The 15,803-nt window shown below is 45.4% G+C and carries 14 protein-coding genes and 1 pseudogene; 8 read left to right on the forward strand and 7 right to left on the reverse strand.

The genetic code is table 11. The features are described from left to right. Window positions 1-88 precede the first annotated feature (88 nt). Window positions 89-397: a hypothetical protein gene (locus FIU82_RS04120; protein ID WP_138587552.1), complete on the reverse strand. Its 309-nt coding sequence runs from the start codon at window positions 395-397 to the stop codon at window positions 89-91. A 568-nt stretch (window positions 398-965) separates the two neighbouring features. Between FIU82_RS04120 and FIU82_RS04125 the strand changes: the two genes are divergently transcribed. From FIU82_RS04125 to FIU82_RS04135, 3 genes are all read left to right on the forward strand, one after another. Then, window positions 966-1,352 (forward strand): hypothetical protein, encoded by a 387-nt coding sequence (locus FIU82_RS04125; protein ID WP_022946228.1) that lies wholly within the window; start codon window positions 966-968, stop codon window positions 1,350-1,352. Window positions 1,353-2,093: 741 nt separating this feature from the next. Next, window positions 2,094-2,903: a hypothetical protein gene (locus FIU82_RS04130; protein WP_152440407.1), complete on the forward strand. Its 810-nt coding sequence runs from the start codon at window positions 2,094-2,096 to the stop codon at window positions 2,901-2,903. A 121-nt stretch (window positions 2,904-3,024) separates the two neighbouring features. After that, window positions 3,025-3,666, forward strand: a complete 642-nt coding sequence (locus FIU82_RS04135; RefSeq protein WP_138547755.1) for a lysoplasmalogenase — start codon at window positions 3,025-3,027, stop codon at window positions 3,664-3,666. A gap of 45 nt (window positions 3,667-3,711) precedes the next feature. Here the strand turns inward: FIU82_RS04135 and FIU82_RS04140 are convergent, their stop codons facing one another. Beyond that, window positions 3,712-4,476: an ABC transporter substrate-binding protein gene (locus FIU82_RS04140; RefSeq protein ID WP_152440408.1), complete on the reverse strand. Its 765-nt coding sequence runs from the start codon at window positions 4,474-4,476 to the stop codon at window positions 3,712-3,714. 171 nt (window positions 4,477-4,647) lie between these two features. Continuing rightward, window positions 4,648-5,694, reverse strand: a complete 1,047-nt coding sequence (locus FIU82_RS04145; protein WP_152440409.1) for a hypothetical protein — start codon at window positions 5,692-5,694, stop codon at window positions 4,648-4,650. Window positions 5,695-6,017: 323 nt separating this feature from the next. Here FIU82_RS04145 and FIU82_RS04150 point away from each other — a divergent pair, with 323 nt between their 5' ends. Further along, on the forward strand, window positions 6,018-6,329 hold the full coding sequence (locus FIU82_RS04150; protein WP_130147540.1) for a hypothetical protein: 312 nt from the start codon (window positions 6,018-6,020) through the stop codon (window positions 6,327-6,329). Between the two features lie 73 nt (window positions 6,330-6,402). On the opposite strand, the gene FIU82_RS04155 is transcribed toward FIU82_RS04150, so the two are convergent. Next, on the reverse strand, window positions 6,403-7,212 hold the full coding sequence (locus tag FIU82_RS04155) for a sulfite exporter TauE/SafE family protein (RefSeq protein WP_152440410.1): 810 nt from the start codon (window positions 7,210-7,212) through the stop codon (window positions 6,403-6,405). Window positions 7,213-7,686: 474 nt separating this feature from the next. Between FIU82_RS04155 and FIU82_RS04160 the strand changes: the two genes are divergently transcribed. Both FIU82_RS04160 and FIU82_RS04165 read left to right on the forward strand, forming a co-directional pair. Next, window positions 7,687-8,664, forward strand: coding sequence for a DUF1852 domain-containing protein (locus tag FIU82_RS04160; protein WP_130147536.1), 978 nt, complete (start codon window positions 7,687-7,689; stop codon window positions 8,662-8,664). 28 nt (window positions 8,665-8,692) lie between these two features. Next, window positions 8,693-9,733 (forward strand): methionine synthase, encoded by a 1,041-nt coding sequence (locus FIU82_RS04165; RefSeq protein WP_152440411.1) that lies wholly within the window; start codon window positions 8,693-8,695, stop codon window positions 9,731-9,733. A gap of 110 nt (window positions 9,734-9,843) precedes the next feature. Here the strand turns inward: FIU82_RS04165 and FIU82_RS04170 are convergent, their stop codons facing one another. Both FIU82_RS04170 and FIU82_RS04175 read right to left on the reverse strand, forming a co-directional pair. After that, a complete protein-coding gene (locus FIU82_RS04170) occupies window positions 9,844-10,503 on the reverse strand; it encodes a hypothetical protein (RefSeq protein WP_152440412.1) in 660 nt (219 codons plus the stop codon). 115 nt (window positions 10,504-10,618) lie between these two features. Continuing rightward, window positions 10,619-11,723 (reverse strand): annotated as a pseudogene (locus tag FIU82_RS04175) (transposase); the annotation flags it as partial. 263 nt (window positions 11,724-11,986) lie between these two features. Here FIU82_RS04175 and FIU82_RS04180 point away from each other — a divergent pair. Beyond that, entirely contained in the window at window positions 11,987-12,514 is a 528-nt protein-coding gene (locus FIU82_RS04180) for a hypothetical protein (protein WP_152440413.1), read from the forward strand. A gap of 98 nt (window positions 12,515-12,612) precedes the next feature. Here the strand turns inward: FIU82_RS04180 and FIU82_RS04185 are convergent, their stop codons facing one another. Beyond that, on the reverse strand, window positions 12,613-12,957 hold the full coding sequence (locus FIU82_RS04185) for a mannan-binding lectin (protein ID WP_022946214.1): 345 nt from the start codon (window positions 12,955-12,957) through the stop codon (window positions 12,613-12,615). Between the two features lie 322 nt (window positions 12,958-13,279). On the opposite strand from FIU82_RS04185, the gene FIU82_RS04190 reads away from it, so the two are divergent. Next, complete coding sequence (locus FIU82_RS04190; protein ID WP_152440414.1) at window positions 13,280-15,679, forward strand: TonB-dependent siderophore receptor; 2,400 nt, start codon at window positions 13,280-13,282, stop codon at window positions 15,677-15,679. Window positions 15,680-15,803: the final 124 nt, after the last annotated feature.

The raw sequence follows: 15,803 nt of genomic DNA on the forward strand, positions 1-15,803 counted from the left end.
AACTAGACCACACTCTAAAATGAAAGAAATGGGGTAGGTCGCGCACTGGGCAGTCCATCACATTCACCTGCCTCTTTTATCTTCTAATTCAATCCTCTGGCCCTTTCAGGGTAAAGGTTAGGTGCTTACGCATATCTTTTAGGATCACGCCTTTTTTCAGCATGGCGGCGCTTAAGCGTTTTTGCCATTTGAGTAGTTGAGGTTCGGCGGCCTTGAGTGCTTGGTTATTTTCGAATTGAAAACACAGGAGCAGGGAGCCGGGGAACAAGTGGTACTCCACATCAAACCAGCATTGCAACATGCCGGGTATTTCTGCACGCGCTTGTTCTTCGAGTGCATCGGCCACATTGAGCACCAATGCCTGTTGTTTTAACTGGACTTTGGAGAGTTTTTTCATGGAAATTCGAGATAAGGATTGACGATAATAGAGCATGATTATAACCGGGCAGAGGGCGCTATGGAATGTGGGGTGTATTAGGGAAGGAGTGTTGGGGCAGGTCTTGCATTTTCACCTCACAGCGGCTCTTAATTAATAAGGCACTATTTTAATTAGATAAGGTGTAGTGCAGATATTTTCACTCGGTTTTAGGGAAGTGGGCAGCTAAAGCCTGGCCTACAAGGGTTTTATTATGATTGTTAGGCTGAAGCCTAACCTACAACGATGCACTGTGCTTGTTAGGCTAAAGCCTAACCTACAACGATTCACTAGCCCGACCTACAAGGGTTGCACTGTGCTTGTTAGGCTAAAGTCCGACCTACGAGAGTTTCACTATGATTGTTAGGCTAAAGCCTAACCTACAATGATTCATTAGCCTGACCAACAACGGCTCACTATAAAGCCTGTCAACAATGCGAGGTGGGGAGCGTTGGGGCTAATTATCGTGTTCTTTGTCTATTTGTTGACAAAGTTCAACGCTGGCGATTAAATGCGTCCCTAATATTTATAATAAGAAATTCAACTAACAATGAAAATATGCAAGGACGTATCGTTAATCATTTTCACCATGCTAGCTCTACAAGCGTGTGTCTCCGCAGATATTGTATACACCGAAACCCATGCCATAGGGGATAAATCAAAAATCACCGAAGATGCAGAGCAAGTGTTTCATCACGACGGCAACTACAAATGGGCAGGTATTGTTGTTGGCCCCGTTGTTCCCCTTCCAATCCCTTTAACCATACCCTATGGTCAAACAGGCACAACGTCATGGGTTGTTGACGGAAAAACAGTTTATTCAGAGTATGTAACAACGAAAGTAGACGGGGCGACCTGTACCATATTAATTGGGCCGTACTGTGGCACTGAAGTTACATGGGGTAACCTTCTTTTTGGCAGCATTCGCTGGCACTAGCTCTATCAGCTAAATTAAAGCAAGTTCAGCATGGGGTAGGGCTTTGCTCAATACAAAGCTTACAGTGATGTATGGGCAATTAAAGCTATATAAACGGTTTAACTCAGTTGTGACGCGTTAACGTGTGATTTCGCCCCTGCCTCTCGGTATTGTTGGGGCCAGCGAGGTAAGTTCAGTTACACCGGATACCATGATTTCACGGATGGGTTCGCTAACTCTACATCTTACTGAATAAACTGGTGTTGTTAGTGCTATCGTCAATTGCTCCTGTATTCCCTATTACCGATGAAACTTGACCTGTAAGGGTTGTAATATGTTCGTCAGGCTAAAGCCCGACCTACCAGGGTTTCATTATGATTGTTAGGCTAAAGCCTAACCTACAAAGATGCACTGTGCTTGTTAGGCTAAAGCCCGACCTACCAGGGTTTCACTATGATTGTTAGGCTAAAGCCCGACCTACAACGGCTGCACTGTGCTTGTCAGGCTGAAGCCTGACCTACAACGGCTGCACTATGCTTTTCAGGCTAGGGCCTGACCTACAACGGCTGCACTATGCTTTTCAGGCTAGGGCCTGACCTACAACGCTGCACTGTGTTTGTCAGGCTGAAGCCCGACCTACAACGGCTACACTGAAGGCTGATCTTCTGTGGTTTAGTGGGTGCCATATTGTTATGGGATTTGCTTTGCTAATGATTGAAAAAGTGAGAATATCATCAATCTGCTGTATATGGAGGTGTCAGCGTGGGTGTTATCTTTCCTATGATCATGTCGTTACCGGCTTATTTCTTTCTTTGTATTTTTGCCTTTGGTTTGGTTGAAGATATCAAGCTATTCGCAGGTTTATGTCTTGTCGGTGTGCTCTTAAGCCTGTCTAATATTTACTTTTTGAGTAAGGCTAACTTTAAGGAAAGCTGGCAAGAACTAATACGGGCTTTTACTGATTCAACACGCCTCGATGCGCTACAAGAGCAAGTGGCTAAGAAAGAGAACCAACATCTACGCGGTTACGATTGGCACAAAGTAGAACCGGTGAGTTCTTTTACCTCGTTAGCGCCCTGTGCGGAAGGCTACAGGTCAGCATTGTCGTTTAAAGATAAAGTCGTGTCGTTAAATATCCTTGGCTTGGTTATGTTTTTCGTTGCAATCGTCGCAGCTATTATCGTGCCAGAGGAGGGGGTTATTCCAGGATATGAACTGACTCGCTCACCTACCTTGGAAGGAGGCATCTTTTTATTGCTGTTACTTTTTGTCGCCTATAAAACCTGTTCCCCTAAAAACACGTTCTACTTTGACGAGCAGGGAGTGTATTTGTCGAACGAGGCGTGTTTGTCAAAGGACACCTGTATTATGGATACCAGCGACATCGATAGCTTGCAGATCATCCGCTATGCTAGGCGCAACCAGCCACTACTCATTGACTATCAGCTCAACGTTGTAGCGCGCAGCGGCGAGCGCATCAATATTTTGGAAAGTAATAGCTTAAGTGCAGCCTCTGACTACGCTAATAAGCTTGCTAATCTATTCAAGAGCAAAGTGATAACGCTAAGCTAGAGGCATTTTGGATACATGGTTATGGGAAGCGCTGAGATAAGAGGCACTAAAAAGCTTAAGTGTCATCGTACTTTATCTACCCACACGGCAGTTAGAGCCTAAGGTAACTACAACGATTACTATGTTATTTCACACTTTATTGCTGTTAATTTTTGTCTCTGCATGCACTCATATTATTGCTGATAGTCGCCATAGCAGCGCGCTGTGCTATGTGTTTAAGCCCTTAACGACCGTGCTAATTGCCGTGTTGGCATATACCCAAACAAGCGCGCTTACTCTGATAGAGTATTGGGTATTTGCAGGGTTAGTCTTCTCCCTTTTGGGCGACATTTTTTTAATGTTGAAAAAAGACTACTTTTTACAAGGGTTGGTCGCGTTTTTTATCGCTCATTTAGCTTATATCATCGCTTTCATTTACAACACCGAGTTCGTTCTGAGCCCCTTATTGCTGGTGGCACTAGTCATATACGCGAGTGTTCTTATCCGGCTACTAGATAAGCACCTAGATGCGTTGCGTGGGCCTGTTTATGCCTATGCTGCTGTGCTTAGTCTCATGGTTTTGGCAAGTTATATCTTTTGGCAGAGCTCAGGTTACCCGCTCAGCGTTTACGCCTTTATTGGCGCACTCCTGTTTATGGTGTCGGATTCCATCCTAGCCTACGGTCGCTTTGTTAAAAGTTATCAATGGACTCAGCCGATGTTACTTGCAACCTACTACCTAGCCCAGAGCTGCATTGCGCTGAGTGTCACTCATCAAGGTTAGCTGCGAGGCTCAGCTAGGGCGCATGAATCTTCTCGGTAACGCACCTTAATAAGCTGAGAGAGTCAATTGCCACTTGTTTAGCAAGGCTTGATATTGCCCTGATGCTTTGATGGCTTTAAGTGACTGGCGAAGTCGGATGGCAAGGTCTGCTGGAAGCTTCTTGTTGGCAGTAATATGCAGCTCGCTGGGGAACTCGGGGAGGTGCAGTTTCTTTTCAAGCCGGTTGGGGTCAAGGCCGATACTGCGAAGTTCTTTATCTAACGACAAAGTGTTGGTAAGTACCAAGTCGGTGCGCTGTTTGTAGAGCATTTTCATTAAGCTGGCAGGCTCGGGGGCCAGCACTAAGTCATGTTGCAACGAAAAGCCAGCTTTTTGTAAGTATTGGTGGCTATAATAACCGCGCACCGTGCTTACTCGTAGCCCGCGAGCACTTTGCAAGTCAGTTAACTTAAATTGCCGCTCTTTAAGGCCAACCAGATAGGCGTGAGCATTAAAAACAGAGCCTAAAAAGATGAATTCAGTCTCTCGCTGTGGAGTTTTTAGTAACGAAATCATCAGTGTGTTTGGTGTTGTTCGCAGCTCTTTAAATGCTCTTGCTTGAGGCATAATTTCCACCTGTCCTTGGCAACGGCACTGTACTAAAACAATATTGACCACATCGACTAAGAAGCCTTGTGGTTTTTTTTCAGAGTCTGCAAAGTGTAACGGGTATAAATCTTCAGCTACAAACCTTAGCGGTGCTGATGACCACGCTAAGGTGGGCAAAGCCAGCATTAATAACCACGCCAAAAGAGCAATGCACGCGCGCATAAGTTACACTTTATTTACATCCTAAAAGGTTAGCTTGCCGCAGTTATGCGCATTTTTCCAGTGTTTTGGCATGCCTAGGTGAGTTTTAATGCAAAAAATAGCTTTATAAATGGTTAAGCGCTGAAAATACAAGCTCGTCCGGTTCTCATCTTCAGCGCTCATTGGGTTTTATCACTCTTTAATTATCAGTTTAAACGGATAGTAGCGGTCGATGCTGTCTTTATAGCCACCAACAATCACCTTGCCGTTGGATGAGATGTTACTGATAGTGACTCTTTTCATCGCTTTATTTGGGTTGAGCTGTTTTACAATGTCATCAAGAAAGTAAATGTGCTTTTGATGCCATAAGATAGGGCGATAAGTATCAATGTAATTTTCACCTTTATACTTTGCTGAGCCGAGGAATTTTGTGCCATCCCCTGACATAGCTGTGATCATGGCTGTGGCCGCCTCAGCTGGTATTGGCAAGGTGCTAAAACCATTAAACTCGTTCCATACCATGGGCGTATCGATGCTACAGCGCCCACCAATAGTGTGTCCGTCATGAGAGACGTCCTCGGCAATAAAGTGGCAGTCCTCTGGCGCGATGATAGGGGTTATAGTGTTATCACTTTTCCACACATAAACTTGCCCAGGTGTGCTGCCAACAATCACGCTGGCGTCTTCTGAGCTGTATGTTGCGTTACGCCACTTTACTTTGTCTTTGCCTGTACCAATCTCTTGCAATGATTTACCTATTTCCCATCGGAAGGCTCGTATATCCGATTGCCAGCCGGTATAGCCGACCACGGTTTTACCGTCTGCCGAAATGGATATCGCGGTGTTGATGTAATGGCTTTTTAGTTTGGGCACTGTGCGCATTTTTTGCTGCTTGGTCCACACAAAACTGGCCCCTCCATTATGGCCGACGATAACCTTGCCATCATCAGAGATATCCATGGGGAGCAGTACGTTGCGGTTATTTAACAGGCCAAGGTGGGTATGGCCGTCGCGCTCACTCCAATGAAATGCCATAGGGATTTTATTATCATGCTCATCCACTTTTTTGCCGTACACAACCACGTGCGAGCCGTCACCATTGACTAGTATGGCTCTTGTCCCTTTAGGTGCTTGATAAGGGTTAGGTATCATTTCTAATTGGAAGCTTAACTGGGCGCGGGTGGGTAGTGATTGCAAAAGAAGAAAAAAGCAGGCGATCAGCCAATGGAGTTTGTTCATCGTTTTTCATTTCCCTAAATGATTGAAGTGATAGTGCTGGCGGCACTATAAAAGTCCTTAACTGATTAATAATAAACTGTAATTTTGTCTTATGAAATAGCTAATAGAGAATGGTCATTAAGCTTTCGTGGCAACCTATATAAGCTTGGATTTTTATCAGGGCGGATAAAGTTCGTAATTAAAGGGCCCAGCTCTAGGTTGTCGCCTTGTAGATATGGCGTGTTATATTTATTCTTACTGTGTTGGCTTTGCTTTACTCAAGTGCGAGAAGAGTGATTAAGCCAGCTTATAAATAACCTGTAATTAAATAACGAAGAGGCTGTATGCAAGAGTCTGAATTAATGTCACAAGTGGGCCAGCGCAAACAGCAGCAAAGCGAACTGGTTAACATTGTGCACCAGCACTATGGCGATTATGTGTTTGATTCTCCCGATGCCATTACCACCAGTGAAAGTGTTTATTTCCCCATAAAGGAAGGAGTGTTAGCTGGCTACTGGCTCGATACTGATGCCTCGGATTACCCCATGTTGCAGGGCAGAGCAGTGGCGACAATTGAAAATCTCTATTTCTTTGTATTCACGCCACAACAAATGCAGGAACTGGTCCTTGACGCCAGCGCGGACGAAGAACAATAACGCCGGTATAAAAACGCCCAGAAACCAAGAGCAAGGTAGGTGTTCAGCCCAGACTTTATGGCCGGTTTGCTCGCTACTTTAAGAGCATATTAACCGCCATAATAACCAACAACAGTGCAAATATTTTCTTAATGGTGGTCACAGGCAGGGATTGCGTGGCCTTGGCCCCTAGAGGCGCGCTAAACCATGAAGTACAAACTATCCCCGCTAACGCTGGCAGGTAAACAAAGCCAGCAAAACCGTCTGTAAGGGCGAGATGTTGCGCCCCTGCGCTGATGTAACCAATTGAGCCGAATAAGGCAATAACAATGCCGCATGCAGATGCACAGCCAATGGCTTTTTTCATATCCACAGAGAAAAAATTCAACAGCGGCACTAAAACTGCGCCGCCGCCGATACCGATCATGGCCGATAAGCCACCGGTAAGAGTTGTTAACGTTGTTAGTACTGCTTTATTAGGCAAGGAGCGTGCATTGGTGCTGGTACTTTTATTGCCCATCAGCATTTTTATAGCGATGGCAAACACGCTAACTGCAAATACCCAGCGCACCACGTACTCAGGTAATAGTGCTGCCATAAAGCCGCTGATCAGGGCGCCTAAACCTACACCTAGCATCACCCAAGGCGCTAACTGCCAGGGAACGTTGCCATGTTTATGATGAGCGATGGCTGACGACGTAGATGTAAACAAAATCGATGCCAATGAGGTGGCAATGGCGGTAACTACAACCTGCTCAGGGGGCAACACGTCAAAGTGCAGCAAAATCACGCTCAGAATAGGCACAATGACGAGTCCGCCACCAATGCCAAGTAAACCCGCTAAAAAGCCCACAGCACTGCCCAGTATTGCGCAGAAAACAAATAGTACGACTAACTCACTCATTTCATTATTCTCTTTGTTATTTGCTTGAAACGGCTAATGACCCCTGCAAGGGGGTGTATCGCGTTATCTAGCAATCCACCTATTGTGTCACTTGATTGTCACCTGAGGCGTGAGTATATCAATATCATTACGGCAGTTAGTGCTGCTAAGTCATGAATATTCCTCAGCTTTTACTTGAGGGAAATACATCTTTATATATAGGTGGCTAGAAGTCTAGGTGTTTTTGGGGCGATGTGCTCACGATTTGCCAGGACTTTTTGAGGGAATAGCAACGGCTTTGCCAGCAAATGAATCATGCTCATGTTTTACCTGAAATTAAACCGTTTTTCTTTATCCAAGTATGTACGTATAACTTGAGCCATGTTGCTGAGTAAGTTGGCTCACACAGCCACAGCGGTCATCACCCTGGCTGCATCAGCATACTCAGCACGAAGACGTTTGCTTTCACCTTAGGAATTTGGATACCAACGAGTCATGAAAAAAGATTTCACATTTACCATTAAGAGCATTTGTCTTGATGAGCACTATACGCCGTCAGACACTACGCGTATTACCACCAACTTTGCTAACCTGGCTCGCGGCGAGAGCCGCCAACAAAATTTACGCAACGCCTTAAGAATGATTGATAATCGTTTTAATGCGTTGGCCAATTGGGATAACCCCGAAGGGAACCGTTACGGCGTAGAGCTAGAAATTGTGTCGGTAGATATGCACATCGACGGCGATGAACAAGCCTTTCCATCGATTGAAGTGCTGAAAACCAACATTATCGATCATCGCACCAATGAGCGTATCGAGGGCATTGTTGGCAATAACTTCTCCTCATATGTGCGCGACTATGACTTTAGTGTGTTACTGCTAGAGCACAACAAAGATAAAGAGGGCTTTAGTGTCCCCGGTGATTTTGGTGAACTGCATGGTAAGCTGTTTAAGCATTTTGTTGAGTCCAACACTTACAAACAGCATTTTGCCAAGCCACCTGTTATATGCCTTAGCGTGTCAGACAATAAAGTTTATCGCCGCAGCGAGAATCAACATCCAGTCTTAGGTGTTGAGTATCATCCCAACGAGTCATCATTAACCGAGCAGTACTTTAAAAAGATGGGGCTTCAGGTGCGTTACTTTATGCCGCCAAACAGTGTTGCGCCGCTAGCCTTTTACTTCTTTGGTGACTTGTTAAACGATTACACCAATTTGGAGTTGATCAGCACCATTAGCACCATGGAAACCTTTCAGAAAATCTATCGCCCAGAGATCTACAACGCCAACGCAGTAGCGGGCAGCTGTTATCAACCTAACCTGAGAAATGCGGATCACTCGCTCACGCAAATTGTTTATGACCGCGAAGAGCGCAGCAGATTGGCGATTGCCCAAGGTAAATTCGCCGAGCAGCACTTTATTAAACCCTATCAGTCGGTACTTGAGCAGTGGTCTGCCAACACCGCTTTATAAATAACAACAACCTAGAAGAGTGCTGATAATGAACAAGTTATTACCCACCTCAAGCGCTGGCAGCCTACCTAAACCGGTATGGTTGGCTGAGCCGGAAACACTGTGGTCACCGTGGAAATTGCACGGTGACGCGTTGATTGATGGTAAGCAAGATGCCCTGCGGGTAGCACTGCATGAGCAGCAAGTCGCTGGGACCGATATTGTCAGCGATGGCGAGCAAACACGACAACACTTTGTGACCACCTTTATTGAGCATCTTAATGGTGTTGACTTCAATAACCGCAAAACTGTGAAAATTCGCGACCGTTACGATGCCAGTGTGCCTTGTGTGGTTGGCCCCGTTTCTCGCAGCAAGTCGGTTTTTGTCGCTGATGCTGAGTTTCTTCGCCAGCAAACCACACAACCGATTAAATGGGCGTTGCCGGGGCCGATGACCATGGTCGACACCTTGTATGACGAGCATTATCAAAGCCGCGAAAAGCTAGCCTGGGAGTTTGCCAAAATACTTAACCAAGAGGCTAAAGAGCTTGAGGCCGCTGGCGTTGATATTATTCAGTTTGATGAGCCGGCATTTAATGTGTTCTTTGACGAGGTTAACGATTGGGGCATCGCATGCTTAGAAAAAGCAATTGAAGGGCTGAAATGCGAAACCGCTGTGCATATCTGCTATGGCTATGGCATTAAAGCTAATACCGATTGGAAGAAGACTCTGGGCACGCAGTGGCGGCAATATGAAGAGGTGTTTCCGAAGTTACAAACATCAAATATCGACATAATTTCCTTGGAATGCCACAACTCCCATGTGCCTATCGAACTACTGGCGCTGATCCGAGGCAAAAAAGTGATGGTGGGGGCCATTGATGTGGCCACCCAAAGCATTGAAACCCCTGAAGAGGTGGCCAGCACGTTGCGCGCGGCACTGAAATATGTGGATGCTGATAAGCTCTATCCTTGCACTAACTGTGGCATGGCGCCGTTGCCTCGTTCGGTAGCGAGAGCCAAACTCAGTGCGCTCAGTGCCGGAGCCGAGATTGTACGTAAAGAGTTAAGTGCTATCCAACTGGCTTAAACTAAGCTTGAAAGTATAAGGTAGCTGATGGCATCCATTCGCCAAAGGCTACTTTATTACAACTAGGTATGGCATTGCCGACTTGTACAGTTCATCAGTAAACAAGCTCACTAATCAGAGCTTTGCCCTTGATACACTTGCCTAAACTTTTGCGCTTGCCACGTTGGTGCGTCTGGCTGTGCATCCATAACGATAAGGGTTGCATAAGCTTTGTAGGTGCCTTGCTTGGACTCATCCACCATCCAAATAACCCAATCGGGTACAGTGTTACTGTTTAAGTCTAAAACGGCTTTCAGTCTGAATTCAAAGTATTGCTGTGGTGTATTTATGAACAGCTGATTGTTTTTATATTGCACTGCCTGTTGAGCAAGAGTTGATAGCGTATAGTTACTCTCATTGAGCTGAGGTCCAAACGAGGAGGGTATGGAACGTAAGTCTAGTTTAGTTACTAAGGGAGTTAAATCTGGCAAGGCAAGTTTATTACTAACCAGTTTATCGCTTTTTTGGATTAACCCTTGTACTTCACAAGGTAAATACTCAGTTTTAGCAAGGTAATTGTCGCTGGTTTCTTTTAAGTGATGTGCTTTTATAAGTGATAAGTAGTCTTCACAGTTACGTGCAACGTCGCCTGAATCGAAGTAAACAGGATGACGAGGCGCGCCTAAAAATGCACTGTCATTGAGGTTATCCAGAGTGCTTTGATCTAGGTAGTTATACTGTGCACTCGCACATGAAGAGATAAGCGCGCACACAAGTGTTATCTTTTTCATTTTATTTTTTCCAGCAAATCAGCTTCACTATTTCTTCGAGTTGGATACATATCGCCAAAACTTTTTACTTTAAAACCAATGTTTTACATCAGTGGTTTTGTCCACTTCCCCTTTAATGAGACAGTGCTGAATTAGAGTTTTCTAGTTTTGCTCGGTAAGCTGCCGGAGGCAGGTTACCCAGACTTTCATGTGTTCTTTCTTCGTTATAATCCAGTCGCCAGAACCAGGCCATTTCTCTTACCTGATTGAGATTTTCAAACAAGTAAGCATCAAGGAACTCTCTGCGGAATGAACCGTTAAAGCGTTCAACGAAGCCATTTTGCTGTGGCTTACCTGGCTGGATATATACGAGTTCTATATCATTGGTTTCACACCAATCCGTCAGCGTCGCCGAAATTAGCTCTGGGCCATTATCCATACGCAGCTGAGTGGGTAGTCCACGCTCAGCTTTAAGTTGTTCTAGCACGCGTACGACACGGCCAGCTGGCAAAGACGTATCGACTTCAATAGCAAGGCACTCCCGCGTGCCTTCATCCACCACATTCAGTGTTCTAAACCGTTTGCCGCAATATAACGTGTCATACATAAAGTCCAACGCCCATTGATAGTTTGCCTGATCCAGCACTTCTAATGGCTGGGCTATTCGTTTGGGCAGTACCCGTTTAGTTCTGCGCCTCAGATTCAATCCCATCTGGCAGTAAACGCGATAGACGCGCTTGTGGTTGAAGGGAAAGCTTTGAACCGCATTCGACCAAAGCACTTCCAGAAGCCTGCTCGTGGCGACTTCTCCAAGACCGCATTGATAGCATCAATGACAGCAGCATCCGCTTTACGCCAGTCTCGTTCAGGACGGTAAAAAGTCGCACGGCCAATACCAACAAACAGGCAGGCTTTTACGACGCTTAGCCCCGCATCAACCAGTATGCTGACGCATTCTCGTTTCTCTGCTGTCACCAACCCTTTTTTGCGACAAGTTCCTTAATGGCATTGTTTTCTAAGCTAACATCGGCAAACATTTTTTTGAGCTTGGCATTTTCTTCTTCAAGCTCTTTTAATCGCTTGACGTCTGAGACTTCCATACCGCCGTACTTGGACTTCCAATTGTAATAGGTTGCACTGCTGATACCGTGTTGACGGCAGACTTCCTCAACCTTCATACCAGCATCAACTTCCTTTAACACCCCAATGATCTGAGATTCTGTATAGCGTGATTTTTTCATAGTCGTCTCCTACGTTAATCATTGCAGAAAACTCCAATTATGTCTGTCTCAGTTTAAGGGAAGTAGACAGTTTGAATTATATAAAAATAACTGAGTAGCTAATCGGCTATAGGTTATCATGTTATTATAATTGAATGGTTTTTTCGCTAGTTATTACTTCCAATTAGCTGGCAAATAGGAGCCCTTCAAAATTTAATACAAGAGAGGTTCATAAGGCACGTCATTAATTGCAGAGCCTAGAATGGCAGGTGGGAGGCATTGACATGTTGATTGGTAAGGTATCGATTCTTTCCCTTGTTGCGGGGGCTTTTTTTTACTCCCCTTCAATAGCTGGTGAAACTTCAACTCTAGAACCTAATAAAGCATGGTGGACTGCGAAAGAGTTTTGTGCTGAAACGTCTAATTTCATGGAGATTCCGGTATCGGAACTAAATCCAGATTGGGAGTATATTACGGTCTTCGATAAGAGCTATTTCGAAGAGACGTTGCTTGAGTATCAATATCTGGATATTCAGAGTTCCTCATTAAAGTTCTCCATTCGAGCGAACTTAGATGACGAGCCTAGTGAAGAGCATGTTATCGTGGGTGTTTATAAAACGAAATCCGCTCAGCAAGGACGATTTCTGGCGATTTTACGTAACTCTAGCGTAGTAAAAGTCTTTACTCACCAAGGAGGTGCCGGATACAGCAGCCTTTTTTATGATGGTGAGGCTGTGAGGTGGTACAAGTGCATGCAGTGTAGTGATTACGACTCTATATTTTGGTCTGGTACAAGCTTTACGTTTAATTAAAGCCCATCAAATTCGAATGTTGCTTTATATATAATAACGGCTGGCTTTTTTAGGGTTGCTAGCCGTTATTATAAAAAATAAAGGTGATATAAAATAACTTAGAACTTGAACTCAACTTCAATCACACTCATTTTGCCTTCAACAATGGTGTGCCACTCACCGGTAAAGGTGCCGCCGTAAGAGGCTGCTAAGGTTTCCCCCACTTTTTGCGCTTCATCGTTGCTCCATAGCGGCCCTGCAAGAACGTTTGTTTTGAAGCAGTCTGAGCCAGTGTTTTTCACTTGCAATTCAACTTCCACAACACTCATCTCTCCTTGGACGACAGTGTTCCACTGTCCCGTCCATTTGCCCTGGTGTGCTGCCGCTACAAGGGGCGCTTTATCCTCAGCATCTTTTTGGTCCCAAATTGGACCTGCGGGAATGTTTACTTTAAATGTTGACATAATAATCTCCTTTTAATGACTTTAAATTCGATTAATTTGTGTGGTTTTGATATCCACGCTATAAAATTAGTCGCTGTGTGAATATTAACTATTACATTAGGTAACAGTTAATTATTATATTAAAAATCAGTTTGTTGCTTATATGGGGGTCGGTTTTGGGCTGCTATAGAACGTTGGAAAACTGCTAGCTGATTTCAACTTTTGCTATTCAGCTATGGCAGTGCTTACATAAATTTTACAAATAAAAATGACAATTGTTATCATTTATGTGTAGTGCTAGAATGCGCGCGTTTTTTGCTGTATCTCATATAGGGAAGAGATAATGAACGTATTTCAGTTTTCATTCGTAAGTGCTGCCGTAGGCGCAGCGCTGCTGTCGTCTGATGCATCTGCCAACACCTCGTCGTCGCAAGAGCTAGACAAGGTTGAGCGCATTAGCGTCTATGGTCGCCATAACGAACTCGTGCTCAACAGTGGCACGGCAACCAAGTCGAATATGGCCTTGATGCAAACCCCCGCACCCATTGTTGTGGTTGATAAAGCCTTGCTGGATCAGCAATCGGCTGACACTTTGCAAGAAGCGGTGCGTAATGTCTCCGGATTAGCACAAGCGGGCAATAACTATGGTGTCGGTGATAATCTTATTATTCGTGGCCTAGGCGTTAACTACACCTATGATGGTATGTATGGTGGCGCTGATTTAGGCAACGCCTTTAACCCAACGCGGTCGATGACCAATGTGGACAGTGTTGAAGTGCTTAAAGGCCCGGCTACGGGGTTATATGGTATTGGTGCCGCTGGTGGCGTCATTAACCTAATTGAAAAGAAGCCACAAGACCAAGCCCAGTATGAGGTGGCGGTTAATGTTGGGCAATGGCAAAGCTACGGGGTGATGTTTGATGCAACTGGCGCACTCAGTGAGAACTGGGCTTACCGCGCAGTCGTCAATCACCAATCGAGTGATGGTTACCGCGATTTGGGTAGTGAGCGCAGTGAGTTTTATGGGTCATTGCGCTATCAGGCAAGCGATAACCATCGTTTGTTATTATCAACGGCTTATATTGACGATGAAGTGCAGGTAGACTCCGTAGGCTTTCCAGTGCGTATTGTTAACTGGGATAGCATTGACGGTGACTACCCTTTGAGTGGCGCTGATCTCCCCAATGATGCTGCAAGCGAAGCGCTCCAGCTAAGTGCCGAGCAACGTCAACAACTGGCGCTGAGCATTAACCAAAACGATGGGCTTGAGCCCTTTGATCTCGGTGATGGCAATGTAATTTCGCCGTTAAGTCGCCCTAATGCTGGTACTGAGCAACGTGTGAAGCTGCGGTGGGATTGGTATCTCGGTGCCAATACAGAGCTTACGCAACAACTGCAATTTCGCGATTATGAGTCTGATTTCGTGCGCCAAACTGGAGCTTACAACTATGTGTATTGGAAGCGTCGAGGCACCATTAATCTAGCGCCGCGTGCACCGCTAATGGTCGATGGTGAACTCTACCCCTATGCAGCGCGACGCCAAGAATATCGCAAGCAGCATGCGCAAGAGCAAATGTTTCAGTACTTTGCCGATCTTCAGCATACGTGGGATTGGGGCTCGGTAGTTGGTGAGCACTTACTGAGTGTGAATGCAGAAAAACGCGATATTAGCCTTAAAAGCTGGTCAATTTACGATGCCGATGGCGCCGCTGCGGATGCCAACGCCGTTGATTATATTCTTGATATCCGTAACCCCAACTGGCCAACAGGGCATTTTGAAGACTACAGTCCAGTGCTGCGCAGTCACTATGATAAAAGTGTCGAAGCAGTGGGGATAAGCGGCCAAGAAGTTCTTTATTTAAGTGATGCACTTACAGCGCGTGTGGGCGTAGCCTATACGCGCATTAAGCAAAGTTATCAGCATCGAGGCACAGCGCGAGTACCCGAAGTCAGCCTAGAAAACGACAGTGATGATGCCGGTATGACCTATAACCTAGGCCTCAACTATCAGCTGTCATCGCAATTATCGACCTTTGTGAATGTGTCGAAAGGGCGCACGGCCTATAGTATTTTAGGGTCAGTAAGTGAAAATCAAGCGGATAATCGCCCTGATTCTGAATCCGAGTCATTGGATATTGGCGTGCGCTTTACTGCCTTAGAGGAAGACTTACTCGGTTCACTCGTGCTATTTGACACCCGACGCACTAATTTACGCTATGCCAATGAGGCGTTTAACGACAATCCCAATGACCCCGAGTTCAACATCAGTGTGCCACAATATTTTTATGACGATGAGGACTCCACCAAAGGGGTGGAGTTTGATCTGAATCTGGCGCTCAGCGAGGTAATGTCCGTCAATGTTAATGGTACTTACCAGGACGCAGTGACCGTGCGTGCAGGCGAGCGCTCTGGGCAAATAAAAGGGGTGCCAAGGCGCTTTGCCAGCACTTGGTTACGCTATGATATGAGCGCCTTTGAGCTTGCACATCCTGTGGCAGTGAATCTTGGAGTGACTTATGTTGATGAGCGCACCATTAATTCCACCGCATTTGGCTTGCCTAAATCTGTGGTCCCGAGCTACGTGCGTTGGGATGCCGCCTTTGCCTACGAGGCGGATAACTACAAAGTCCAATTAAACCTAGATAACCTATTTAATGAGCGTTACTACGAAAAGGCACTTTTCCTAGGCGGCTTGCCCGGAGAGGAAAGGAACCTCGAACTCAGTGTTCATTATCAGTTCTAACTAAGCGCCTTCGGGCGCTTTTTTGTCACTCATGGGTGTTGATAGGGGATTTGTAAGACCTTTAGTTAGTTGTTTTTAAAGCACTGTTCTGTCTATGCTAACGGTTGTTTATTCACCCTTCGGA

Source organism: Pseudoalteromonas sp. THAF3, assembly GCF_009363775.1.
GTDB lineage: Bacteria > Pseudomonadota > Gammaproteobacteria > Enterobacterales > Alteromonadaceae > Pseudoalteromonas > Pseudoalteromonas ruthenica.